Raw genomic sequence first — 26,833 nt, forward strand, 5'->3', positions numbered from 1 at the left:
TAAAGATATTGATTTATCTTTCATTATTCACGTATCTCAAAATGATTCAACCATTCCTTTTTGTTCGAAAAGTTACCATCTTTATCTTTGCTGATGAAGATCGCTCCTTGATTTCTGTTGATTAACAACGTATCGGGCAGGAAGTTGTTTGTATACGGCTTGATGTCGAAGACAATAGTATCTCCAATAAACCGATATTTACCTTTTATATTTTCTTTGTAACCCAACATTCCATCAATCTTGTGTTCACAATTGCCATTTTCTTTGAATATCAGCGTATAACGAAATAGATCGTCTTTCAATGTTGCAACTAAGACACCTTTTGATGAAAATAATTCGGACTCATATACATTGTATGCGATAATTGTTAGGATAAGGATGCTATGTGCTATTATCTTAATCCTATTCGGCTTTATACCTTTTCTGATAGAAGATATTACAGTTTCAATAAACGATGCAAATGCGAGGAAAACGATGGGGATTATAAGGACGGAATAGGAAAAAAAGTATATAATCATTCCTCCGTGGAAATCTGTGAGTATCCATAAAACAACGCCGAGTGTTGAGATTACCGCGATGATGTTGGAGAGCGTTGATATTTTCATGTTGTAACAAAGATTGATTATCTAACTGCCAGATAAAGTAGGACGGTTTGCACTATTCTAATTGGATACGGAGGGCAACTTCTGTAAAAATAGATAAATCCTTGTCAAAAGCACCATAAGAGCTGTGTTTTTCGTGCGAAAAATTTATTTAGGACAGTATTGTTCCCAGCTCCCCCCTTTTTTTAGATTCACAATTGTCAAGTTGCTGTTAATTAGTAGTCTAAGGTTTTCTAGCTTACCCGTTTTTTCTTGCCAACTCCCCCCTAAGGATAATGCTAACTCATCGCAAACCTGTATGCCTTTCAGTCTTGCATCCAGAGACAGCCCTTTCAGTCTGTCGATGCGATCTTGTCCCAACTGATCTGCCGTAAGGTCGGCAAGATGGAGGTAGAGCTGGTAGTCCAACGGTTCAGTTTGGCGTTTATAACTGTTCACTCCTTCAACTTCTTTACCGCCTTACTCTCCAATAGCGATCTCATCTGTGTGATGGCTACCTTATTCAGTTCGACGAGCCTGGCGCTTTGCGATAATCCCTGTTGGATCAGTAGCGCGTTGATGCTCTCTAGATTACTCAGAACAACCAATTGCTCCAATGTAGCATGATCGCGCACATTACCTTTCTTATCCGTGTTTGCCTCTCGCCAATCCTTTGCTGTGAATCCAAAGAGAGCGACGTTTAATAAATCAGCTTCGGTAGCGTATACTAATCCGATTTGTTGTTTAGTAATTTCTTTTGGTATTAAATTTTCTTTGATAGCATCTGTATGAATATAGTAATTGACTTTTGCCAAGGTTCTTTGCAGATTCCAATCTAGTTTTAACCGGTTATTTTCCTCTTCTTTGAGACGTTGGAATTCTTTTATGAGAAAGAATTTAAATTCTGCACTTAGCCAAGTGGCGAATTCAAAAGCAATATCCTTATGAGCATACGTCCCCCCTCCATATCTACCAGTCTTTGATACTATGCCAATAGCATTCGTCTGTTGAATCCATCTCTTAGGCGTAAGAGAGAAGCTGTTTGATCCAGAGGCGTTTTTAATTCCATCGAATTCGATGGAATTAAAATTTGGATTATTAAATTGTTCCCAAAGGCCTATAAACTCTATCGTGCTGCGATTTCGCATCCAGTTTTGCAATATATAATCACTGCGTTCATTGTCTCGATGCTTAGCTATATCGCTCAAAGAGATAAAATCTTTGTCATCGTGCTTATAGGTGGTAATGCTTATACCTTGAACGTCTAGTTTTTTACTCTTACTCATAATTTCCCTGTGTTTATAATACATCTTTTTAGATCCCAATTGGGGGCCTCCAAGTCGCTGCCTCAAATATAATAAACATTTAAAGAAAAGCTAAAAAAATTAGCAATTATGACTTAGGGGCAATCATTTCATGGTGGCTCTGCGCATGTTCAAGCGTGTGCCTGCAGGGAATATATCGACTTCGCCAGGAAACAAAATGAATATGTTGCCTGCATAATTTTTTCTGACGGCTGTCAAAGCGGAATACTACATTGCTTAAATGGTTTTGTCAGGGTACTTATTTGGCACATGGAAGAATACAACGTTCCGTACATGGACAAATTCATATCAACAGGCGTCCGTTTGATTTTGACGGTTGTCAAAGCCGTTAAATACATTGTCGATGTTTCTTTGAATATGCGCAAAATGGGAAATTTGCGTCGTGTATACCGCAAAAGTGTGACAGTGTTTTGGGATCAACTTTATAAACCGGACTTCACGTAATGGAGCGCTATAGATCCAGATTTAAATTTGATGGTATCGACCAGTTGAAGGTTAAGTTTCTCATGCAGGCTTCCAGTATCTAGCAAATGTCTGCCATTACCCACAATAACAGGATGGATAACAAGAAAAAATTCATCGATAAGGCCTGCAGCAATCATTTCGGGAAGCAGGCTGATACTGTCCATCAGAATGGTTTTTCCGACTTGCTGCTTCAATTTCAGAAGTTCTCCCGCCGGATCGCTACGGACGATACGAACGTTTTCGCCGACAATGTCCAACGATCGGGAAATGACAACGCTATCCATAGCGCTAAGCTTTTCAGCAAATCGATTTTCAGCGGGGCTGCCAGACTGATCCCTGGCAACTTCGCGCCAGTACGGAAACATAAGTTGGTACATGATACGCCCAAAGAAAAGCAGGTCAACATCGTCCATCATGGCAGTAAAGTACTCTAAAACCGCTTCATCAGGACTGAAAGCGGTGTGGTCACAGTAACCGTCAAGGCTCATGTTGATACAAAATCTTACTGTTCTCATCGTATACGCATAACTGTTATCAGTGCAATAGTACGAGAATCGCTTTTAATCGCGCTTCGCCTAAGACAAGAAAGTATAACATATTCCGGATATCTGCCTTTTGCGGCAATCTTGAATATATCGACAACTGGAACTCGATCCATCAACAGCAGGCATTGCCGTATTCTGTAAGTGCAATAGCTTATTCCGCTATCTGATTTAAATGATGCTCCAGGTGACTCACGTAATCTTCGGCCAGAAATGCTAGCGTATGGTCATTAGCCTTCCGTTGTAATGCCTCGGAAGACAACTGTTTCCAGATGAAGACTAATTGCCTGTTTAAGCTTTCCCAAAGTGCGATCATTTGAGAAAAGTCCGCAACCTGATAATAATTGTGTTTGCACCATTGATCTTGGTCATACAAGATGATAGGGTTGTCTTCAAATTGACCTCTTATGAAACGTGTGAGATTGTTTGTAGCACTGTCGATAAGGTGGCCAAAGATTTCCTTTTTACTCCATTTCTCTAAAGTTGGCTTAAATTCCAATTCGGCTTCATCCAAAAGCCGAAAGTGAGACGATTTTTCAGCTATATATTGTTCCAATCTTTGAATCGCGGAAGTTACCATATTGTCTTTCTTTTTTATTGTAGCCTTACAAATCAATCCTATCTCCGTGCGATTTCGGCTCTGATATAACCAAAAATTCCAACGTATGATCAGTTTTGTTTAAAATGTTCACCAAATGCCATCCGTCGCAGGCATTGCCCCAATTATAATGTTCGCTGTTCGACGCGTCTTTGATCATGTTATGTATACGTGTTCTTGAAGGTACAAATTATTCTGGGATGTCTATAACTCCTTCAGATCACTATCTAACCTTTTGTTCCCTAAACTCGTATATCTTATTGAGGAGGACATCGTCCGCTATGGTTACTGCTTTTAGTTCTGTTTTGGTTTTACGCATAACCTAATGGTGTCATTCATAATTCATTATAACAATAAAGGTAACAATAAACTTTTATTGTATGCGATGAATCCCTCATTTTGTGCATGCACGTAAACAGGAAGATACACGCCGTCGCTGTTTTTTCATATGCCGACGTCGCATCCTTGCTGGTTAATGAGGGACTCAACGAAAAGCTGTGAAAGTTTCCAATGTCTCTTCGAATGCTATTTAACCTTTGTTTATACTCTGTTCGGACTCTGTTCGCCCGTTCAACGATGATTTACCGTGTATTTACCGAGGATTTACCGTGCGCAACACGGTGAATTCCCGGTAACTTCCCGGTAGAATGCCGGTAATCTTCCGAACAACATGCGAATAACATCTGAATAAGGTCTTAACAAAATCTACTCATGTAGAAGGTGCGTATACTAAGTTTCAAGTTCAGTTTATCAATAAGGAGTATATAGCACAGCAAGAGTTGCAGCAGGAGCTACAGCAAGAAAGTCTATACAGTAGAATCTTAAGAATGATGTTAGGGGGCAAAAGCATTGTCGATAAAAGAGATATCCGAAAAATTGGGACAGGAAGCCATATCTGGCTAGCTAAATAGGGTTGTCCGTAAACTTGTGAATGATAACCTGTTGGCTCGTACTATTCCTAATGTACTCAATCACCCTCATCAAAAACATGTGATTACAGAAAAGGGGCAACTGTTTTGAAAATATTGGATACCTGAATAGTGATAAAAAATCCAGTTGTAAAATAGCTGGGGTTATTGGTTAGTTTTTTATTTCTAGTATTTCCCCAAATCCTAAAGTCCTTGCCGCCTCATTTATAAACCATTTTTGACCAACCCTCATGAACGTATCAATTTTAGGAACTTTTAAAAATCTAACTGTCACGATTTTAGTTTCGCCAGGTTCTATCAATTCCTGGTCATCAAACTGTATGTCACCGATATAAGTTTCAATGCTTCTTAAATCCTCCGGTAGTTCAAATACGTGATTAGGTCTATAACCTGATTTGAAACCGAATTGTCTTCCACCTTCTTCGGTAGTTTTCATCGTGACTTTTGCTTTCACAATTATTAAATCGTTTCGTTTTTCGTCCATAAGATTGGATATAATTCTCAAATATATATTGCTTGCAGATCTCGTTACCGACCGTACATCCTTTCTAAGTCACTTGTCAGATTGTTGAATACATATTCATGTTCCTGTTTAATGCCAAGCTCTTCTAATGGTTGCCAATAAAGTCTAGGTGTCAAAACAGAGGTGTATGTCGTTATTCTCGTCAATTTGCAACTGTTGTCGCCAACTTTGTCAAAATAGTAGATTGCTTCCTTGAAGCCAAGCCAGTTTCGTCCGACAAGCTTATAATCAATTACATCCATTTTTAAGACCTTGCCACGTTCCATTTCCGTTATTTTTTCTATGATTGTCCCGCTCCCAAAGTCGTGCGTACTTGATTCTCCTGCTTTGAAGTAACAAATTCTAAGGCCACCAACTTCTTCTTTTTCCAATACACATTTCGTAGGAATAGGCAGGTCAAAATACATGAGATAGGGTTTCTTAGCGTCCAAGGTGTCAACAGATTTAATTGCATCATAAACCTGTTCTGGTGTGTAATTAAAAACTTGTTCTGTTCTTACTTCATTTATAACTTCATTGTCTGTTTTCAGAAACTGCTCTGTCGGTGCTGCTATAAGAAAAGGAACAAGCGGTAAAAGTAAAACAGGAAGCTTGTTGGTATCTTTAATCTTTCCGTATCGTCTTACCAAATGTGTAATCACATAACCGAGGAAAATCAAAGGAACAATGATAGGAAGTGTCATCACGATACACAAAAGTCCTGAAAGTCCAGGAAATACTAAACAGATAAGAACGATAGCAGTTGTTATCAATGCTCCCCAAAGAATGTATTTTTTGTTTGGCATCGCACCTAAAGCAATACCTAAGACAATTGGTAAAAGGATAAAAATTACCCAACTATAATGAGCAAGCCCAAAGAGCAGAAAGGCAATTCCTGTCCCAAGAAAAATGAGTGTTAATATTATGGAGAGTTGAAAACTTCTGTCTCTTAGTACTTTTTTCATCGTATGCTGTGTTGTTCGTTAATATGGCAGGTAACGATTTTGGTACCTGTAAATATACCAAAAAGGTAAAAGAAAAAGTTGTTATTTATTTTGGTTAGGGAAGCAGATCATATGCTTTTTGAACATATATAAAGAATAGCACGATGCAATTTAGCTTTACTGTTTCCCGTAACCTCATTAAAGCGGCTTATGCTAACTTTAAACCTAAAATATAGCACAAAAATTGCTATAAATTGTTTTTTTTAAAGGTTAAATTATTTGTATCTTGGAAAATAATAACTAACTATTATCCAATTACATGAACAATTTCGGAGGGAACTGGACATATCAAAAGATTAAAATCATTGAAGATTACGCTAAGGCTTATTTAGAGATTATGAAAAATAGGCCTTATTGGAAACTCCTATATTTCGACGGTTTCGCTGGTTCAGGAGAAATTCGCGTGGATGGACCATTAGATTCTACTGTCATAGAAGGAGCTGCAAAAAAGATTGTGTCTATAAAAGAGCCCAAGATGTTTGATATTTGCTATTTTGTCGAATTAGACAAGCAAAAAAAGAAGAGTCTTGAAAGTAGCCTTCGCCAAATCAGAGATGCTGGGGTGCACGTTGTGGAAGGAGATTGTAATCGAAAATTGCAGGATATGGCAAACTTTCTAAAATCAGAAAAAGGGAAGAACCATAAAGTCTTAGCATTTATAGATCCATGTGGTATGGAAGTCGATTGGACTTCAATTGAATGTCTTAAGGGACTATCTGTAGATATGTGGCTTTTAGTCCCAACAGGTATAGGAGTTAACCGTCTATTGAAAAAAGACAGTCATATTTCGGAAGCATGGTGGCAGAAACTTGAAAGATTCTATGGTATATCTCGGGATTTATTAATAGCAAACTTCTATAGCAGTATAAAAACCATGACGTTGTTCGGAGAGAAACAAATCGTTTATAAAAATCCAAAAGCAATACAAAAAATCGAGAGCATATACACTGGTCGACTAAAAGAAGTGTTTAATTATGTTTCAAAACCCTATATATTAAAGAACAATAAACAATCTATTATGTTTCATTTTGTGCTCGCTTCTAATAATGAGGTAGCAACTAAAATAGCAAACGACATAATAAAGAAAATAAACATTTGATTTGCTAAAAATATTAGTATATTTGGATTGTAAACCAAAAATAATGAATAATGAAAAAAAAATCACAGGATCATCTTTTCATACATTCCGAAGTGAAGGTGAAGTTATTAGGTGCTTATTTGCAAAGGTATTTTAACATTATGAGTAATACACCGTTTGTGAATACAGTTCATTATTATGATATGTTCAGTGGACCCGGTATCTATGAAAATGGGGGCGAGGGTAGTCCCTTGATTATCCTGAGAGAACTTAAGGAAGCCCATTTCCGGGCCAAATCCCGAAAAACTGATCTGAGTAGTAAGTACAAATGTTTATTCAATGATAAGGACCTGAAAAAAATTGAAACATTGTGTAAGAATATAAAGGAAGCGAAGATCCATTATCCGGAAATGGGAACGCTTGATTATTGCACAGAAGATTATAAGAAACTCTGTCCAGAAGTTGTTAAACAATTGAAGAGTCTTCCAAAGGATGAGAAGGCATTTGTTTTCATCGATCCATATGGTTATAAAGATGTTCGGTTTAGTGAAATTAGAGATTTGTTGAGTAGTAAGAAATCTGAGGTATTATTGTTCTTGCCAACTCATTTTATGTTTCGTTTTAGTGAGAACGGCACACCGGAGAGTCTGCATAATTTTATCAACGATGTTGTTCCAGAGGATCAATGGCCAAAGAGTGAAACTGGACTAGATTTTGTTGAAAATCTGAAACAAGCATTCCAGCGAAATCTGGGGGACGATTTTTTTGTAGATTCATTTATTATTAGCAGAGACAAAAATCAGTTTTTCTGCTTGTTCTTTTTCACCAGTCATATTTATGGATTTGATCGTATGTTGGATGCAAAGTGGGAAATCGATGCAGAAGATGGAAGAGGTTGGAAATTCAATGCTGCGTCTTCTAACTTATTTTCTCAAGTAATCAACGGGCCAAATACGTCTAAGTTTGAAAAGGAATTGAAGGCTTATCTGAAGGAAAGACGTTCTAATAAGGATCTGTACGTTTTTACGTTACAAAAGGGGCATCTAACTTCACATGCTGTACAGATTTTAAAAAAATGGCAAGATGATGGAATTTTAGTTGCAACTTTACCTGACGGTAAGGCTGCTAGAAAATCTGCGTTTTATATAGGGTGGGAATCATATAAAAATAATCAAGAAGTAAAGGCATATTTTAGCACAAAGTAAAGGAGTGTAAACTATGAAAACATCTAAAATAGAATGGACGGAAGCCACGTGGAATCCATCCACCGGGTGTAATAAAGTTACGGCGGGGTGTAAACATTGCTATGCAGAAACGATGGCGAAGCGTCTTAAAGCGATGGGTGCACCAGGATATGAAAATGGTTTTGAATTTACTTTAATGCCGGAGCGTCTGGATATGCCGATGCGGATCAAGAAGCCTACCAAGTTCTTTGTAAATTCCATGAGCGACTTATTTCATGAGGAGATGCCATTCGATTATTTGGATCGCGTTTTTGATGTAATGCGGGCGACACCACAACATACTTATCAAATATTGACCAAGCGTGAGAAAATACTAGAAGAATACTGTAAGACTCGGGATATACCCGACAACGTTTGGCTTGGTGTCACGGTAGAATTCAAAAAAGCAAAACACCGAATTGATATTCTTAGAAATATTGAGGCGCGTATTCGTTTCTTATCTGTTGAACCTCTGTTGGAAGATTTGGGAGAGTTGGATTTAACGAATATACATTGGGTAATCGTAGGTGGGGAGAGCGGACCTAAGGCTCGGCCTATGAAACCTGAATGGGCTTTACGTGTTATGCGGCAATGCCAGGAGCAAAATGCTGCTTTTTTCTTCAAACAGTGGGGTACATGGGGTGGTGACGGCGTCCGCCGTAGCAAAAAGGCGAACGGTCGCGTACTTGCGGGCCAAGAGTGGAACGAGGAGCCGGAATACGATGTGGTTTAAAAGGGCAAATCGTCTTCCTCGTAAAACCAATTTTCAGATAGGTTACTGATATCAAAGTATTCTATTTTATTGAAGGTTGTTAATCTGACTTCGAAGTGTATTTTTAATTCTTTCTCATATGGACCGTAATGTTTTATTCCTAAGTTATTTTCAATACGTTTGGGGTGAGGATCAAAGATATCGATTGCTGTTTTTAAATGAGCTGTTCCTGTTATAACTTGTAATCCATCGTCGATTTCGTATGTAAGATCTTCAAATGTTTTTATAGTATAGTGATTTAGTTGAATAATAGGCTTTTTTATATTCAGACTGTCGTCAAAATTAAAAACTGAAAATTTTTCAGAAATAACATATTCTAACTCCTCGAAGAAAAAGTCCTGTTCATGGGTGAATACTACTTGACGCAGTAAATCTGCTGTCTTATCCTCATAAACTTGCTGCTCTGAGAGTGATACCTTTTCTGTATTGACGTCCAATTGGAGATTATGATTTAACAACTTCACGTCTGCCACAAGATTGAAAGGGTGTATGTCATAAAGATTGGGATGTAGATTACCCGTATTTTCACCAAAGTCTTTTGTGTTCATGGTGAGCAAAATACAGTTCGATAATTGATTTTGTCCAGCGTATTCAGCATATGAAAACCAGATTAAAGAGTCCTTAAGTTCATTTTTGTTATTGAAAAAAGGAGGTTTTTTATATAAAATATGGTCTAATACATAGGAGAATATTTGCTCATTGGCCATGATTAATTTTATTTTATCAGACTTGATTAGCGATTTGTAATATTCATCTAATTCTTCAACTAATTTGTCCCTTTCCAAATGAATGTCATAAAAGGTCAACGTGCTTAGCTTTAATAATATATTTTTAGATCGCTTATAGTTGTTGATCTCGGTTTTTATACGGGTTTTGTATTTTTCCAGAACTTCTACAATAACTATATTGGAGATGTACAAATTGATCTTTTTCTGTTCGCTTTCCTCTAACAGGAATCTGTTTATTCCTTTAAAATAAGGGTCATCATAAAGGATATTTCAATCTAAAAAAATATTTGGTGCTCGATTGTTTTGATTTTCCATAGTCCTTTGCTGTAAAGTTATTTTATTTATTGTTGCCTTGGTTGTTAATCAATTTCAAAATGCTTAAAGTCATATTCAATGGGAGTTTCATGAGCCTGTTCATATTTCCATAAAAAATTTAAAAACTCCCCTTTGATTTCGTTATCTGTACGTTCGTTTGACTGAACAGTTTCTCTGAGCAAAAAAAGGTTTTTAAATACATCTTCGATAAGTTTATCATGCAAGTTATATTTACCATCATTATGAGTGTCTTTGCTAATTAAAGATTGCAGTAGGTACTTTAAATCTTTATGATGCATCCGGTGCTTCAGTATTTCTATAGCTTCAGGATGTATATTCCATATTATTTCTTGATCATTTATTTCTCCTAATTCGTCCTCAAAAAAATGATACTCACGAATACCCCAAAACATCCAAGTAACTTCTGGTGTAACGACTGTTGGATTCCTGTCAAGTCCTTCAATTAGACATTCAAGTTGGGTCTTGGTAACCAGTTTTTTGGGGAATATTTGGGAGTTTCCATGTTGAATTATCAATTTCCTCGCAACCTCACTAATAAATAAGTAGGACTCGTTGTGGAAGGATAGCATTTTCGATAGATGTTTACTGTAATCTCTAGGGTTTCCGTTGTAAAATTTTTCTATAATAGCTTTACTTCCTGATATATGAACATAAATAAAACCATCAAAAGGTAGGCTTCGAAAACCTTCTTTGTCAATATAAATAGGTGCAACTTTTTGGACAAAAGCATATACAACTTCTTCGTAGTTTTCTCTGTCAACAAAGTCTTCGAGTTTCATTTTCAATATGCGGTGCAGTAATGGCCTATGCTTTTTTTGGTCCAACAGATTTTTAACGTATCTGTCAATTTTCTTTGCATTGCCACGCATATTTTTTATAAATTCACTTTCAGACAAACCTATAGAAGATATTCTGCTGGTGAAGAATAGTTCGAATACTTCCGGGTTAGTTATCGTTCTTGTTTTGTTTCGGTACTCTAGTGTGAGTTCTAACGAAAACAGATGGTTTAAAATGTATTTTACTTGAGTCAGTTCGTAGGCGTTCAATTTATCTTTCAACAATTCTAATATATTGTAGTCATCCTTAGCCTTTTCCGAAATTGTACGCAAAGTATAGCTTTTCTCGTATGACAGAGAGTTTTCAGAAGACACCAAGACTTCATGTTTTCGATCATACAGCATCTCAAAGGCCAACGGATACTTGTATTTTAAAATCTGGATATATAGGAGTTGCACAAAATCAACTTCTTCGGAGATCATCGCATATGCTATGCTAAAGCTGTTGGTGAATCGTACGATATCTCTGTGATTTTTAAAAATAGCCGAAACCGCTTCCTCATACTCACTGTCAAAATTTAGACGGACAAATTGATCTTTAACGTACGCTAGCTCTTTTGGTTTGATAATTTGTTCTAAACTTTTCACGAGCGAGTTGGAGAGTAAATAACTCTCCGATTTTGGCAGCGGAATCTCTATTTGGAAAATCTTATCAAGGTAATTTTTATATGTTCTTTCATTCAGCTTTTTAATGGAGTGTTCGACGTACTCTTTATCGTATGCAACGATATATACAATGTTGCTGAAGTTGGCTGTATTGCGGATTAACCGTAAAACCTCGATTACCTCATCGTTGTGTAAACGATCCAAATCATCAATTATCATGATGACTTTACGAGAAAGATTGTTCATCATGTCGTTGATTTTCCTTTTTTCGTCATCCAAGTCCCTAGCGAAGATTAAGGATAAGTCCCTTAAATTGTTTATGATGTTCCCCACAAATGAGCTTCTTCCATTTAGTCTGCGATAGTAATGATACATAGACGACGATAGAGCACGATCTTCATTAGCCAATGATATACTTAATTCGTCAAAGAATAGTTTTTGAATATCTGCGGAATTATTAGCGTCCCATGGGTTGAAGTGTATTACCAAAGGATTTGATTTTTCGGACTTAAGTGTATTACAAATCAGATTGATGAAGGATGTTTTACCGGATCCATATTGACCGGTGATTCCTATTGCAAATGCTCTTTTATTATCTGTCGTGACTATCTGTTTTGCAATTTGCCCCGCTACTTGGGTTCTTTCGTAAGAATCGTCTTTTGTTTCTTCTACAGCGTTATCCTCGACAAAGCCTCGGCTGCTCTGATAACTATTTCCCATGTCTTGTTGTCGTTTACGTGATAACAAGGCATGCCTAATCAATTGCGCAATGCATGCTATGGTGCCTAAGTCAATATAGCTAATTGATATGTCCCTCAATATGTATATCGGAGTGTACGTCCAATAGCCGCTAAAACGAAACGTGATAAATGCTATGAGCAACAACACCGTACATTTTATAATCCACGAATGGTCTCGTTTCTTCCATAGGGGGATAGATATTAAAATGAGTGATGTTAAGAATGCGATATCGGTTATGAGACTGGACGAGATCTTACTGAATATCGGTTGTACAAATATTGTGTCTATAATGCTTCTTACAAGCTCGCGAAATAAAACAAAAAAAGCCACAGCCAACATATAGTATAGCCAATGGCGGTATGATTCCTTAGTTTTTAAAAAATCCTCTTTATATGGCATCTGGAAAAATTTGAATATCGATAACGCTTAAACATTTGATTTTTTGCCCAAGGACTGTGATTTAATAACCATCTCGAATAAAAGTTACGCCAGCTTTTTTCATAGCTCTAAAATTATCAGCGAATTCTGTCCAAGGAAGACATTCGTAAATAAATAACCAATATCTATCAAAATCCACACTTTTTAACGCTTTAGCGCAGTCTTTGTAATCTTTTAAATATCCTTTTTTCTTGCTCCTCTTATCGTATTGATAACTAATTAACATAAATATACAGTCGGTTGAATTAATGGCTGTATCTTTCAAATTGTCGATATTTAGCTCAAAACCATATTTCATAGCCCAAAAAACAGAATAAGAGCAGGCATCATAAAGTCTTTTGGAAATACCAAGGTCAAATAAATCTTCCGCAATTTCTTTAATAACCCACTTAGGTGTTGAATGTGGTTCAAATACTTTTTCTTCGAATATATTTGCTAGATACGGGTATAATAATACCAAATAATGTAGCTGTTTGAAATAATACCGTTTTGCGTTTGCTCCAAGATATTTATTTGATAGTGTTTTTATTGCGTAATTTAGGATAGCAGCATCGTAGTTGTTTTCAAGCATTAGCTCCAAAGTAAAATCAAAAAATCCTTTTAATTCTTTTACCCTTAAGCCAATTTTCCCTTCAATGTCATATGTATTGGTGAAGTAGAAATGATTTAGTTTTGTTACCCAATTTCTTACATTTGCCTTAGGAAGGGACGATATTTTTGATTTTTTGTGGTTTATAGATAGTTCGTATTTAGCCAGTTCATCGGAGAGATTTACCAAAAACCTTTCAGCTTGCTCATGGGTTTCTGCATAACATTGATAATCGTCGATATTTCTTACGTATTTGAATCCCTTTTTACTCAATTCATAGTCAACAGCGACTAAAATCACTTCTGCGATTAGATTAGATGAATGAGGTCCGATCAATAATCCGTTAGTCTCTCCATACCTTAAGTTGGTAGTGTGGTGATCTATTTTATTAAACCATTCAGTTTTGTCGGTTTTTTTTGCTTTGGATAGTGTTTTGCCAACTAGCGACCAGCAGATGGAATGCGAATAAATACTCGGAAAACAATTGGATATATCTGCTTCGACGATATACCTACTTTTTACCATAATATCTTGCTCTGGTTCCTCATCTTTCTGATAATTTTTATAGTTCATCTCAAAAAGGGGTAGTTTATTATACAGTTTTCTGATATGTATTCGGCTAACTTTATATTTGTCATCAACAGTCTTTTTTCTAAAATGTTCTTGGAGGAGAGACCAGTTCTCGGATAATATGTAACATTGATTGGCGTAAGCGAATGGCTCTGGTATGGCCATCAATCTAGGAACATTAATGTTCCTCATGCTTGAATATCGGATGTAATCTTTTGCTTTGAGCTTTAGAGGCAAGGATAGCGTTTTAGTGTAGGTCAAAAATCTTGCACTAGTTAAAAAACGCGGAATTTTCTCTGCAAACAGTCCATATCCTACTAACCCATCGTATAATTCATCTGCTGATATCTCGTCGCTGTAATCTGTGTACTTATTCAAATCTCTAATTATTGTTATGTTTATATTTTTGATTGATTTCGTAAGCCAATCACAGCATTTTTAATGCTTTCCTTTCCTTCATTTTTTGACCATTCTTGCCAAAAGTTTACTGTAGCACTTTGAGGTTTTATTTTAGGTTCTGAAATATTAATTCTGGTCGGAAGGAGTGAGGCATCTCCAACAATTAAAGCCTCTCCAATATCTAGAATTGGCAATGAGTCTGTTAAACCCGCGAGGTTATCCGGTAGTAGTTTTTTTATTACTGCTTGGTCATCAGCATTTGATAGACGTAAAGAAATGAAATTATTGCATTGACTTAATACAGTTCTATTTACTTCAGATGGTCTTTGGCTAATGACAGTCAAGTTCACACCATATTTTCTTCCTTCTTTAGCAATTCTTTCAAAATTTTTTAACCCCAATTCCGATGCTGAATCTTGATTTGTTCTTTCTGGGATGTATAAATGTGCTTCATCACAGAATAAAGCAATTGGATGCCTGTTCTTTTGATTTGTCCATTGTTGGACAGAAAATATAAGTCTAGATATTAATCCAATAACCAACGGAAGTACATCAGATGGTACTTCGGAAAAGTCAATTATTTTAACCCCCGATTTTTTTTCATGACAACCGGAACCATGCATTAAACACTCACAAAAGCTATAAAGCCAATCTATTGTGTTTTCTTCTGTTGATACCTGAAATAAAAAGCCAAGCCTTTTATCTTGGGATTTGGCTTCCAACCTTTGTATAAATCTAGTTAATTTGCCAAAATATGGACCTTGTTTATCTCCTCTAGAGCCGGCAACCATTTCGTTATCAAGATATGTTATTTTTTTTATTACATCATTAATTTCGTAAGGTATAGGGCTATCGATGGTGATGTTATGTTTAAATATAGTATCTCCTATTTGATCTAGAAAAGATTGTTTTTCTTCAAACACTGTTTTAGAGAAAATCATTGCTTGATTTGGTGCATTACTATCGCTCCGGTCCAAAAGCATCGCTAACATTTCTTCATATGTTAAAAGCCAATAAGGAATCATTAAGATACCTTCCGAAAGCTTATTTGCCCGTCCCAAATCTGACGGATTTGCTATTTTAAGCCTTTGTATTCCCTGAATGTCGAAGTCTTCTGAGCTGTACTCACCATGGATGTCAAATAGTAAAGTATTGGCCATTGGTAAAGTTGCTATCTGTTCGATAAGTTTTGCAACACACCAAGACTTTCCTGACCCAGTACTTCCCACAATAACAGCATGTCTTTGAAACAATTTATCTCCATCTAAGAATGCTTCTGCTTCTTCATCAATGGAATACTTACCAATCGATAAAGGGGTTTTAATTTCAGAACTTGATGTAATGGCTTTCATGAAATTAGTGATATTTTCACCGATAATTTGGTAACATTTGGCGTCAATTTCAGGAACAGAATCTAGAGTCCTTTTAAATACATTGTTCTTGCTTCCGACTTTATCAAAAAACGTACCGATCAAGTTTACTTTTACAATATTTTCGGTAAGTAGTGCAATATTTAAGCCATCTTCTGAGGAAACCTCTTCGTCAGAAATTTTTCTGGTAATCTTGTTTATAATACCAATTAAAAGCTGTCCTGCTTTTGAGCTTTCAACTGCTAGTAAGTGATTTACTTGAAGTTTACGCAAATTTTCAATTTCACTTACTTTTACAATAATTGTCGATGTATCAACACTAAAAACAGTACCGATATTCGTGTTGTCTTCAAATGCAAATATGCTCATCCTTATTTAATTACGTAATTAATAAACTCGTCAAAAGACCAAATGTTAGAATCCTCTATTATAGGTTTGGCTAATTTTGAACAATAAATTCTTGTTTGATTTTCGGCTACTTTTTCAAGTAAAAAATAGTTTTTGCAATTGTTATCTATAATAGATTGTTTTGTTCTTTCTGTTAGTGTTCTCGCTAAAACGATAATTGGTTTTTCGTTTTTAATTTGGTCTATCAATTTTGGCTGAAAATGACTGTCATTGAATCCATAACCTACACAAAAAAAGCTTTTTGAGGATTCTATCGTCGCGTCTGCTTTCGAAAAAATCGTTCTATAAGGCTCCATATGTGTTTCTTCAAATTTAGATACACCTGGGGTAACGATTGAAGGAACATAATGAGTAGGAATTGTTCTGCGTAGAGGTAGTTGGTATTTAATATCCTCTGCTGATTTGAACCAATCTAGTGAGCCATGGATTTTTAGTATTTCTACTATTCCACTATAGCCGTGCAGGTTAGCTGGCAAAATTTTGGAAAGGTTCGTGGAGGATTTGCCAAGGTAATTTTGAGAGAATGTATTATTTATATAGGCATTTATTTCGCTTGCCGCATACTCAGCAATTCTATCATAATTAGTTGTGATCACAGATACCTTGTGGTCAGAAGTTTTTATTAAATAAGATAATAGAGCCTTTAGAGGTAGTTTGTATTCTGTTGTTAGTATTTTGTCATACGCCTCTAGGTCTGCGTTATTAATGCATTCCCAAGTCTTTGCGACGATTAAATCAACAACGTTTTTGGTAACTTTTACCTCTAATAAGCTTTTTTCCAAATCTCCAGTATTATCAAATTTGTTTACAAATTCCTTGAAAGCACAATCGTCAATTTCATTGGTAAATTTACAATTGCTTTTAATGTATGTGCCTAGATCGAACATCCCTGGTATTTTGTAAGGTACTGATGCTCCACTACCTAAGATTATGGTTGGGACATTATTTATCCACTTCTGGAGCAGTTTAAGTAATTCTTCAGACATTTTAGATTGCTTTGTAAAAATGATATTCAATACTTATTGATGTTTTTTCTGTTATCCGTAAATTGTGCTATTCGTAAACGAGAATTCGTGAATCCGTTATTATTAGATTAGGTCAAGAATCTTTTGGTGAGGTCAGAATATTGTTGACGCCTTAATTTTTTTCTTTACCAATATCTCTACTTAATGATTTGGTAAAAATTCTTGACTAATAAATGTGTCCCATTTCAAGCAATCACTTATACAAATAGAATTTCAACTTCTTTATATACAGATGGTCCAAAAGTTCTACTTAATGATGGTATGTCTTTTGTTCTAGAATTTATCTCGTTTGATAGAAGTGCCATATTTTTCCAACCTATTTTTTTCCCTTTGTCATCTGTTATGTCTTTACCGTCAACTAACTCTTGCAGTTTATTTTGCAATTCTCTACTAATTCCCACAGATTTTTTATGATAAAGAAAATCTTTCCCAGTAAGTTTTGATAGATCTAGTTTGGTAGGAGCACTGTACTTATTTACAGATACCTGATATACATCTGTTTTGTCCTCCAAGTGATCTGACCAGTTGTCATAGGTAAAGTCCTGATTATCAGTGGTAAATATTTCTGAAAAATCTCTCGAGTAGGATATTATTAGATCCTTCTTCGCTCTGGTCATTGCTACGTATAATTTTGATATATCCCTATAGCTTTCCTCTTTTGGTAGGTCTGGATTCGGAAATACCTGCTTGGTGCAATTAATAATGATCATCCGGTCAAATTCAAAGCCTTTGGTTTGCTCTAAATCACTAATAAAAATGTTTGATTCAGATAAATCTCTTTCCCCATCCAAGACTACCAAATCTGAATTTTTAAACATGGATGATATCTCGAAAATCGTATAGCCACACAGTGCAATACATGCTTTCTCTTTTTTTTCTCTATCCAATACCATTTTGAGATATTGAATTGAACTGTTAACCTCATGTTGAATTGAAAGCCCTTTGCGTAAAAATGGTTTAGGAGAGGAAAAGTTTGCATATTCGGGATTTAAGATTTCCATTTCGTCATTTTTAAGCTGTTCAATATTGACATTGTTTTTAAACAGATTGTATGCGGCTTCCAGTATCTCTCTGCTATTACGATAGTTCTTTAATATTTTTACAAATCCTTCGGGTAATATATTTATTCCAGCTGATCTAATTTTGTGATGTTTATTGTATACCTGTTGAGCTGTATCCCCACACACAAAAATATCATTAACTGCTTCAGAGGCTAGTCTGCGAATTACTTTTAGTTCCAGAGTACCAAAATCTTGAATTTCATCCACAAGGACAGAACGATATATAGGTTTGATCTGCTCAAGATAATTTACTAATGCACTCGTAAAGCCTAAATGATCAATTGCACCTACATCTTCCATTTTTCTTTCCCACCCTTCTAATCCTTTAAGAATTAATTTTCTATCATCTTCTTGTAGAGGGATATATCTCCCTCCTCGTTCAATTTTTAAGTAATCAACTCGCGAAGAACTTTGCAGAGCACTTCTAATCCAATCGAATTCTTGTTTTATATAATCTTCGGGGTAAATACCTCTAGAAAGAAGAGTCTGATGTATTGGAAAAATTACCTCTGCGTCGGAATTATTGGCTTCGCATCTATAGTATTCTTGCCATATTTCATCAATCGATTCATTAGTTTTATAAGTCGTAAGGTTGTAAGTCTTTTGGAAAAGTGGGTTTTTGTCATCAAATTGCTCCAGCAAGTCTCGGCTTAACTCCCAAAATGATGATATTTTTATGTGATCGAAAACTTGAAGTGAATTTGACTGTTCGAGCAGATGGTATACTAAGCCCCTAATTAAATTTGCTAACGACTTGTTCAGAGTTAGGATTAAGACTTTCTCGCCAGGATATTGTTTTGCTAGTCTTATTGCTCTGTGGATGAGAACGCAGGTTTTTCCTGAGCCACTAACACCTAGTAGTCTTGCTGGACCATTATAATTTGTTTCGACGACTTTCTTTTGTTCCGGATGAAGAAAAACCATCCATTCGTACCAGTCGGTTTTGCTTAAAATTATTTCAAATATATCGGGATCAATATCAGAAAGTTTCAGGTATTGATCATTAGATGTTATTTCACTTATTTCACCATTAGAAGCGACGTCAATAAGCTTAATTTCCTCTTTAAATTCAAGCAGTCTATTTTTTGCCGCATCTAAATCTCCTTTCAATAGGCTAGAAAAAACGTCAAAGTATAAGGTTTGCTTTCTGTCGTCGGGAATTGCTAAACAGGCGTCTAAGAGTTCGTCGTGACTAACTGTTGAATCAAACTTTTGGAATGGAGCGACATATTTGTATAAAACAGAATCGGTTAATATTGAAAGATAGTTTTCTTTTAATCTCTCTATTAGAATTCCTTCTGAATAATCAGATTCTTCCGTCAATCTTTTGGATACGTCATGAATATCTTCCGATATCATTACATCAACCATTGTTTTTGTACTACTATTTACGGCTATATTAAGTCCTTTATTAGATTCTAGCCATTTATCACACTCATCATGTGTACCTACAAACTTTAAAGTACAGATGCTTTTTTCTTGTATTGTAATCAATCTTACAAATCCCGATAGATCATACTTAATGCAATTTTTAATTCTAGTCTCACCGTGTTTTGTTATTGATATACCACTAAATGGATTAGTCTGTTTAAGGCTAATATCACCTATAATCTGCTTAACTTTTTCAGCGGCCTTTTGATAGATTCCTCCTCGTTTTCGTAACTCGACGACCTGTTTAGTTATAGATTTATCGACAAAATAGTCCATGTTCTTTAAGGTTAATTTGCTTAATTTTAATATTATTGTTAACTCTCGGTTCTATTTAAAAGAGCAGATTTGTATTCAAATTATAACTTATTTGTTTTCATTATATACCCATTTGATTTTGCAGGGCTATCGTAAAATCCTATACCTTATGTTTTAGTTCAAGATTAAGAACCGTTTCATGCCAAAAAAACTTTCCTTTATCGGCTTTTTTTCTAGAGTCCTTAATGGTGATATATACCAAATCTATAACACCTTCCTCAACCCTCCCTACTGTCTTACGTAAAAGCTTCAGTTTTTACAAAACATACTCGATCTCGGAGGACATGCCTTTTGAAGGGGGCGGAGGCGTAGGAACATAGTTTTTTACAATCGGCTGCTGAAAATATGCACGATTGTATTTATAATCGAAGCTTTCCTTACTCACGGTCAGGAAAATGATAAAGTCGATAAATGCTATAAAAGCTGGAATAAACGTCCAGCAAAACAGAAGACATAAGAAAACTACGCCGGTCTGTCCAAGGTAAAACCTATGTACACCTAATCCGCCAAGGAAAAATGCCAATAGTGCTGCGGTTGTTTTATCTTTCATATATTGTTAGTTATTTTTTTTCTATTTCCGTCAAACATAGATAATGCTTACAAAATTTCCTTCCGGTTTCCCATAAAAGCGGCGTAGTATTCTGGGTTAGTAGTTTTGCTTGGCTCATAAGATTAATTTGTTGGTTAATAATTATTTTATCTTAGGTGTCGCATTTTGCGACACCCTAAGTTTATTCTTTATATAGCTGTTCAAAAGCAATTTTTATGTTTTTACTTCTTGAAACGGCTATTGCATATACTTCCCATGCCAAGAAATCCGAGATCTCACGATTTAGAATTCGGCTCAGTCGTATATCTTCTATTTTTGCACCTTGGGCTACATCTTGCTGTAAAACTACAAATTGCTTTATGAAGGCCTTGTAATTATTGTCTATCTCGGTAGCTTCTACATCATCTTTTGATTTCTTTTTTTTGAAGTATTCTTCAAATGCAGTAGCTGTATCATTTTCGAAATTTTGCGATATCGCAGTCACTATATGATAAAAATCCAAACCTCGGATGGTTGTTATATCCTTACTAAGTGTTGAATCAAGTTTATCTAGAACTTTCTTCGGTAAATTAGCTGCCGATATTTTTTCTTTATAATTTACATCTATTTGTTTAATAAACCTCTCAAATTTCATTATAAATAACTGAATTACAATTTTTTGAAATAAAAAGTATATTATAGTTTCGTTTTTTATATAACTATCTGTATATTTGTATAGTTGAATAAGATGACGACTTAATTGACATACTCATAAAAGTGTGTCATAAACGATGTCTCTCTCGTCCGAAAAACCGCCAGTTTATCCAGCGAGAAGACCGTGGGTTCGCCATTCTATTGAATATTTATAACTTTGTATTATTCAATAGGGCGGACTTCACGTTAGTCTTTCGGTGGAAAATTCTAATCCTCGTGTAGGAATAGAAGAGGTTCCTGGCGGTACCATCGGTCGGAAGCAGTGTAGTTCGCTCTATTATTTCGTTAATAGACGTTCCTCCAAGTTTCACGAGTAGAACATCGTTCATCATAAACCAAAATATTATGAAACGAACGATTTTAAACTACTACACTAAAGCCCAAAACCACTTCAAAGAGGTGCAGCTTCACCGTTCCCGTAAACAACAAACAAAGAACATCATTCGCGCCCCCGAATAAAAAGCCATTGCAGTTAGCAAAAGGTGAAGGGGCAAGGCACGCCTGCAAACGCAAATGAGGCCTACTTCGCCCATTCGTCCGAAAGGACGGATTCCACCCTATGTTTTCTGCTTTACCGACCTCTGATAAATATGCACAATCGATTGCATGGTTTATTCGGTCAGTAATGGCATTTTAATTAGTCGCACAATAAAAATAGCGTTTACTTTCCAAACCTGCAAAATGATTTTAATCATATTTCTCCTTTTTCGGAAGGTGAGGAGGTCGGTTTTATTGATTATCAAGTTAGTATTAATCATAAAACCGATTAAAACATGCAGCAATTTTATGCTAATGGGCGCGCCATGCCTAGAAAAATGGACTGGAAGGAGGAGCGATCTTTAATAGCACCTTCGGCGACTGGAGGAACATTTCCTGCCGATACACCCCTAATTCGGGTACGGTTTTCAGCGTTTTGTAAGCCCTTTTTCAGAAAATGTGTTCACAAGTTGAGAATATGGGGTCACCTATTGCGAACTCGTGTTCCCTTATTGGAAAAACGTGATCGCTTTTTGAAGGGAGGTTTTCCCCTTTTACTAAATAGGTGTTACAGTACACAAATAGGTGTTCCCCTTTTATCTTTTCGTGATCCCTTATCGGCAAAACGTATTCTCTTTTTCAGAAGATGTGATTACATGTTGGAAAAATGTGTTCCCTTTTTTGCTAAATGTGTTCCCTTATTGGGAAAACGTGATTCCATCTTAGTAAGAAGTGGTCGCACGTTTATAACAAGTGAACGGTATCTAGCTACTTGTGTTACCTTATCGGAAAAACGTGATCCCATTTTAGGAGAACGTGATTACACTTTTATAACAAGTGAACAGTATTTTACTATTGGTGATCCCCTATTGGTAAAATGTGATCGCTATTTCACGATTTGTGTTCCCGTGTCAGGAAAACGTACCGCCGTTTGGCAAAAAAGGGATATCAAAATTTCAAAAAGGATTCACGGAAAATCAATAAGTGTTCCCAGAAAGCGAAAAGCCGTTCCCAAAAAGGCACTATTTTGTGTAATATCGTCACAAAAATCGCTACAGGCATCCGACCCAATAACGACCCAAGCCCAACCTAAGAATGACCTAAGGATCACCCAACAACGACCCAAGGTTGACCCTAGTTTGACCCAAGAAACAGCTAAGGATGACCTAAGCTTGACCCAACCACGACCCAGCCTAAGAACAGGTTATAGACAAGGATCGCCCAACGATGGTACAACAAACACCCAAGAAACTGCTAACAGTGACACAAGGAATGTACGGTTAATGTACCGCGAGTGTACCGTTAGTGTACGGGGAGTGTACCGAAAAGGTACTGGAGAAGTACTAAAAAGGTACTGGAGAGCTACTAAAGATTCACTAAACGCATGTACCTCTGGCGTAGATCAGCGGTACGGTAAAAGTAGGAGAGTGGTAGAGCCAATGAGGAGCAAAGCCATACCATTGATGGCGGTATGGCTTTGTTTCATGTTGTTTGATCTATCAGACGCCTGGGCGCAGTCCGCGGAATCGCGGACTGCCGAAGGGCAAACCGAAATCAAACCGCTGAAAATAGGGGATACCATACCGGAGGAATTGTGGCATATGCCGTTGCAGGTGGTAAATCATCCCGATGCTAAGGATACGATCACGCTGAACGACTACCGCGATAAGAAGCTGATTATACTGGATTTTTGGAGTAGCTGGTGCAGTAGTTGCATCAATTCCTTTCCCTCGCTAGATAGCTTTCAAAGGCAGTACGCAAATAACTTACAAATTCTACTGATCAATCCTGCTTCCAGTAAGGACGATAGGACGCGTATTTTATATATCATGGAAAAAAGAGGAGGTAATGATCAGAAACGTTTTGCTGTTCCGAGTATCTATCAAGATGAGGTTATCGTAGATTATTTCCAGCCGAAAACATATCCGCGTTTGATCTGGATAAATAGTACCGGGGTTGTGCTTGCCATTACAGGAAAAAGGGATTTAAATAGTGAAAATTTGCAACAGTTGTTGAAATCGGAAGGAGGCTATAACAATGGAAATTAAAAAATTAAGTAGCCTGCTGTCTGTTTGTGTTTTGTTGTTATCGGCGATAGAAAGCTCGGCACAGACAGGTATTAAACGAATTTGGGGAGAAGTGATCGATGGTAAGAGTGGAAAGGTCATTAACGGGGTTAACATGGGATTAGTGAAAAGCCAGACGAAATCCCAATCAGACAGTACGGGCGAATTTTACCTTTTGCTCCGGTATTCCACGGACACGCTGGTATTTTCCCATATAGATTATGAAGAATATAGATACCCCGTTAATGAGGCGACTGAGCTCCCTTTACGGGTGAAGCTGCATCCATCAACGAAAGTGATAGATGAGGTTGTTATTGAATCAGGTTTTCAGAGTATACCGAAAGAGCGGGCAACTGGCTCATATGCTACCATCGACAGCGCACTCTGGAACCAACGGGTGGGTACGAGCGTTTTGAGTAGGTTAGACGGCTTAACAAACGGACTATTGACCAATAACTTAAATCCGGATAATCCCACTATACAGATTAGAGGTGTCTCTTCGTTGGGGAATGAATCAATGAAGCCGTTGGTCATTTTGGATAATTTCCCCTATGAAGGAGATCTGGATGCCCTCAATCCCAACGATATTGAATCGATTTCTATTTTACGGGATGCAGCAGCAGCTTCCATCTGGGGAGCAAGGGCGGGTAACGGTGTCATAGTCATTAAAAGTAAAACGGCGAAAACAGGGCAACGTATAACGACCAATGTGTTATCAAACATCACCGTTGCACCTCGTCCAGACCTGTTTACCGCAAATCATATGCGTGTGTCAGATTATGTAGACATGGAAAGGATGCTATATGAAAACGGATATTATTCAGCACGGTTTACAGCGTTAAACCGTCCGTCGATTCCGCTCGTAGCCGAGTTGATGGAAAGGAACAGATTGGGCGACTTGCCGGATGTTGATCTCGAAGAGCGGCTGCAAGCTTTAAAGCAGGAGGATTATCGACAGGATATGCAAAGCCATTTATATCGTGCATCCCGAAATCAGCAGTATGCTGTCAATATAGCGGGGAGTACCGATAGGTTTAATTTTATATTGTCTTCCGGTTACGATAAGAATCTAGAACAGCTGGCTGGAAATTCTCTTCAACGGTTTAATTTGCGCTCCAATAACACACTCAAGATTTCCGATAACATAAGTATGCAGGTTGGTCTATGGATGGCCTTTCAGAATAACACCAATAATAGTCCGGGTGGATATGGCGATTTTCGTGAAATTTCTGGTTATGATAGACTCGTGGACCCATTAGGGGATCCGCTTCCACTTGAAATTTATTATCGCCGTCTTTTTACGGATACGGCCGGACAAGGGCAACTCTTAGATTGGAAGTATCGCCCACTACAAGAACTTGGGCTGTCGGATAATTCCGTAAAATCAAAAGATATTATGATCAACTGGGGAATGGATTACGACTGGAAATATGGGCTTAGGGGAAGCGTAAAGTTTCAAAGGCAATTTGGAGACCGGAGATCGGTTAACTTGCATCATGGGGATAGCTATTATACACGGAATTTAGTGAACAGGTTTACACAGATTAATGATGGTGTCGTCAACAATGTAATTCCTTTGGGAGCAATAAATGAGTCATCGCAGAACGCCAGCTCCTCTTACAATATTAGGGCGCAGATAGATTTTAATCAGCGCTTTGGCAAACATGAGGTGAACGCTATCGTAGGATCGGAAATACGGGATCTAAAAAATGAATCGGCAACGGATGTATTGTATGGTTATGATCAGGATAAGCTTACTTTTACAGCTATAGATGCCACGACACAGTACGCGAGTCTTTATAACTTATTTGGGTGGAACTACATTCCTTTTGGAGTGAACTTAAACCGGTATGTGAACAGGTTTATTTCAGCCTACGGTAATGCAGCCTATACGTATGATGACAAATATACTGTAACCGGAAGCATGCGAAAAGATGCTTCTAATTTATTTGGTGTTGCTACAAATCAAAAATGGAATCCTTTGTGGTCTGTCGGTGGTTTATGGCATGTATCAAAAGAAGATTTTTTTCAGCTTTCTACGGTACAAAAACTATCGGTTAGAGCAACTTATGGCTATAGTGGCAATATCCCTTCAAATGCAACGGCATTAACGCAAATCGACTATTATACGGGTGCGTGGAGTCCGGTCAATGAAAATTTTGCGACGATAGCCATGGGGCCTAATCCTTCGTTAAGATGGGAAGAAGTTAAAACTATTAATTTGGGGATGGATTTCAGCCTATTCTCGAATAATAGACTACAGGGGAGCATTGAATATTATAAAAAACGATCAACTGATCTGTTCAATTCGACCAAGCTCGATCCTATAACTGGTATGTCCATACAACCTAAGAATTCGGCTTCCATTGATGGAAAAGGATGGGATATAAGTTTGTCTGCTGATATAATACAGCAAGAATTTAATTGGAATAGCCTATTATTATTCAGTTATGCAGACTTTAAAGTCATCAAGAATCTGGATCCTCCGTCAATAGAAGGGTTGGCGACTTCGGGACAAATTCTCTTTCCGCTGGAAGGTTATAACCCTTATCTTATTGCAAGCTATCGCTGGGCGGGATTAGATCGGGAGAATGGCAACCCTAGGGGGTATCTGGAAGGAGAGATCAGCGATGACTATCGTGCGATGAGATCCAACGCAATAGAAGAACAGGTGTTGCACGGGCCTTCACTGCCTCCATTTTTTGGCTCTTGGCGAAATACATTCAGATGGAAAAATTGGAGTTTTCTGGCAGGATTAAATTTTAAATTCGGACATTACTTTCGAAATCAAACGCTGAATTACGGCACACTTTTTCAATACGGCGAATCCAACGGAAATGAAGAATTCGCTTACCGATGGAAGGAACCCGGTGATGAACTTCATACAAACGTGCCGTCTCTGGTGTATCCAGCCAATTCGTTTCGAGATAATTTTTATAGAAATGCGGAAATTAATGTCCAAAAGGCGGATCATATTCGACTCAACGAACTACGGCTTCAATATCAGTTGCGTACCAAAAATACGTCTACAATCCAGTCCTTATCATGCTACGTATTCGTGAATAATATGAACATTCTTCTATGGAAAGCAAATACGTTTGATGTTGATCCGGAAAATCTAATTGGTTTTCGTCGTCCTGTAAACTATTCATTGGGTATTCAACTAACCTTATAA

Annotated in this window: 20 protein-coding genes; 5 read left to right on the forward strand and 15 right to left on the reverse strand. The window is 37.0% G+C overall.

The genetic code is table 11. The features are described 5' to 3' along the window. Positions 1-23: 23 nt before the first annotated feature. From H8B06_RS02020 to H8B06_RS02055, 7 genes are all read right to left on the reverse strand, one after another. Positions 24-605, reverse strand: a complete 582-nt coding sequence (locus tag H8B06_RS02020) for a hypothetical protein (RefSeq protein WP_223857417.1) — start codon at positions 603-605, stop codon at positions 24-26. Between the two features lie 144 nt (positions 606-749). After that, positions 750-1,040 carry a hypothetical protein gene (locus H8B06_RS02025; RefSeq protein ID WP_190992593.1) on the reverse strand — a complete coding sequence of 97 codons (291 nt, stop codon included), beginning with the start codon at positions 1,038-1,040 and terminating at the stop codon, positions 750-752. After that, positions 1,037-1,867 carry a KilA-N domain-containing protein gene (locus tag H8B06_RS02030; RefSeq protein WP_190992594.1) on the reverse strand — a complete coding sequence of 277 codons (831 nt, stop codon included), beginning with the start codon at positions 1,865-1,867 and terminating at the stop codon, positions 1,037-1,039. The genes H8B06_RS02025 and H8B06_RS02030 overlap by 4 nt, the downstream gene beginning before the upstream one ends. Before the next feature lie 461 nt (positions 1,868-2,328). After that, complete coding sequence (locus H8B06_RS02040; protein WP_190992596.1) at positions 2,329-2,886, reverse strand: dihydrofolate reductase family protein; 558 nt, start codon at positions 2,884-2,886, stop codon at positions 2,329-2,331. A 181-nt stretch (positions 2,887-3,067) separates the two neighbouring features. Further along, positions 3,068-3,493 (reverse strand): DinB family protein, encoded by a 426-nt coding sequence (locus tag H8B06_RS02045; RefSeq protein ID WP_190992597.1) that lies wholly within the window; start codon positions 3,491-3,493, stop codon positions 3,068-3,070. A 1,098-nt stretch (positions 3,494-4,591) separates the two neighbouring features. Beyond that, positions 4,592-4,924, reverse strand: coding sequence for an EF-Tu C-terminal domain-related protein (locus H8B06_RS02050; RefSeq protein ID WP_190992598.1), 333 nt, complete (start codon positions 4,922-4,924; stop codon positions 4,592-4,594). A 44-nt stretch (positions 4,925-4,968) separates the two neighbouring features. Then, on the reverse strand, positions 4,969-5,907 hold the full coding sequence (locus tag H8B06_RS02055) for an SRPBCC family protein (protein ID WP_190992599.1): 939 nt from the start codon (positions 5,905-5,907) through the stop codon (positions 4,969-4,971). Positions 5,908-6,205: 298 nt separating this feature from the next. Here H8B06_RS02055 and tcmP (H8B06_RS02060) point away from each other — a divergent pair, with 298 nt between their 5' ends. From tcmP (H8B06_RS02060) to H8B06_RS02070, 3 genes are read left to right on the forward strand one after another with little or no spacing between them, the layout of a single operon-like run. Beyond that, the gene (tcmP, locus tag H8B06_RS02060) at positions 6,206-7,045 is read left to right on the forward strand and encodes a three-Cys-motif partner protein TcmP (protein WP_190992600.1); all 840 of its coding nucleotides are present in this window, start codon (positions 6,206-6,208) and stop codon (positions 7,043-7,045) included. 50 nt (positions 7,046-7,095) lie between these two features. Further along, positions 7,096-8,229, forward strand: coding sequence for a three-Cys-motif partner protein TcmP (gene tcmP / locus H8B06_RS02065; protein WP_190992601.1), 1,134 nt, complete (start codon positions 7,096-7,098; stop codon positions 8,227-8,229). Between the two features lie 13 nt (positions 8,230-8,242). Beyond that, positions 8,243-8,980 (forward strand): DUF5131 family protein, encoded by a 738-nt coding sequence (locus H8B06_RS02070; protein WP_190992602.1) that lies wholly within the window; start codon positions 8,243-8,245, stop codon positions 8,978-8,980. Here the strand turns inward: H8B06_RS02070 and H8B06_RS02075 are convergent. From H8B06_RS02075 to H8B06_RS02110, 8 genes are all read right to left on the reverse strand, one after another. Then, the gene (locus H8B06_RS02075) at positions 8,977-10,014 is read right to left on the reverse strand and encodes a PIN domain-containing protein (RefSeq protein ID WP_190992724.1); all 1,038 of its coding nucleotides are present in this window, start codon (positions 10,012-10,014) and stop codon (positions 8,977-8,979) included. The two genes, H8B06_RS02070 and H8B06_RS02075, sit on opposite strands and share 4 nt — an antisense overlap. A gap of 92 nt (positions 10,015-10,106) precedes the next feature. Continuing rightward, positions 10,107-12,245 carry a KAP family P-loop NTPase fold protein gene (locus H8B06_RS02080; RefSeq protein WP_190992603.1) on the reverse strand — a complete coding sequence of 713 codons (2,139 nt, stop codon included), beginning with the start codon at positions 12,243-12,245 and terminating at the stop codon, positions 10,107-10,109. A gap of 481 nt (positions 12,246-12,726) precedes the next feature. After that, a complete protein-coding gene (locus tag H8B06_RS02085; protein WP_190992604.1) occupies positions 12,727-14,241 on the reverse strand; it encodes an RNA-directed DNA polymerase in 1,515 nt (504 codons plus the stop codon). A 20-nt stretch (positions 14,242-14,261) separates the two neighbouring features. Continuing rightward, positions 14,262-16,001 carry an ATP-binding protein gene (locus H8B06_RS02090; RefSeq protein ID WP_190992605.1) on the reverse strand — a complete coding sequence of 580 codons (1,740 nt, stop codon included), beginning with the start codon at positions 15,999-16,001 and terminating at the stop codon, positions 14,262-14,264. A gap of 2 nt (positions 16,002-16,003) precedes the next feature. Next, entirely contained in the window at positions 16,004-17,026 is a 1,023-nt protein-coding gene (locus H8B06_RS02095) for an SIR2 family protein (RefSeq protein WP_190992606.1), read from the reverse strand. 236 nt (positions 17,027-17,262) lie between these two features. After that, positions 17,263-19,833 carry a UvrD-helicase domain-containing protein gene (locus H8B06_RS02100; protein WP_190992607.1) on the reverse strand — a complete coding sequence of 857 codons (2,571 nt, stop codon included), beginning with the start codon at positions 19,831-19,833 and terminating at the stop codon, positions 17,263-17,265. A 295-nt stretch (positions 19,834-20,128) separates the two neighbouring features. Continuing rightward, entirely contained in the window at positions 20,129-20,422 is a 294-nt protein-coding gene (locus tag H8B06_RS02105) for a TM2 domain-containing protein (protein ID WP_190992608.1), read from the reverse strand. Positions 20,423-20,603: 181 nt separating this feature from the next. Continuing rightward, positions 20,604-21,056, reverse strand: a complete 453-nt coding sequence (locus H8B06_RS02110; protein WP_190992609.1) for a hypothetical protein — start codon at positions 21,054-21,056, stop codon at positions 20,604-20,606. Positions 21,057-21,888: 832 nt separating this feature from the next. Here H8B06_RS02110 and H8B06_RS02115 point away from each other — a divergent pair. Both H8B06_RS02115 and H8B06_RS02120 read left to right on the forward strand, forming a co-directional pair. Then, on the forward strand, positions 21,889-23,640 hold the full coding sequence (locus tag H8B06_RS02115; RefSeq protein WP_190992610.1) for a TlpA family protein disulfide reductase: 1,752 nt from the start codon (positions 21,889-21,891) through the stop codon (positions 23,638-23,640). Further along, positions 23,630-26,833, forward strand: coding sequence for a SusC/RagA family TonB-linked outer membrane protein (locus tag H8B06_RS02120; RefSeq protein ID WP_190992611.1), 3,204 nt, complete (start codon positions 23,630-23,632; stop codon positions 26,831-26,833). Before H8B06_RS02115 ends, H8B06_RS02120 begins: the two co-directional genes overlap by 11 nt.

It is taken from the genome of Sphingobacterium micropteri, from assembly GCF_014692515.1.
GTDB classification, from domain to species: Bacteria; Bacteroidota; Bacteroidia; order Sphingobacteriales; family Sphingobacteriaceae; genus Sphingobacterium; species Sphingobacterium micropteri.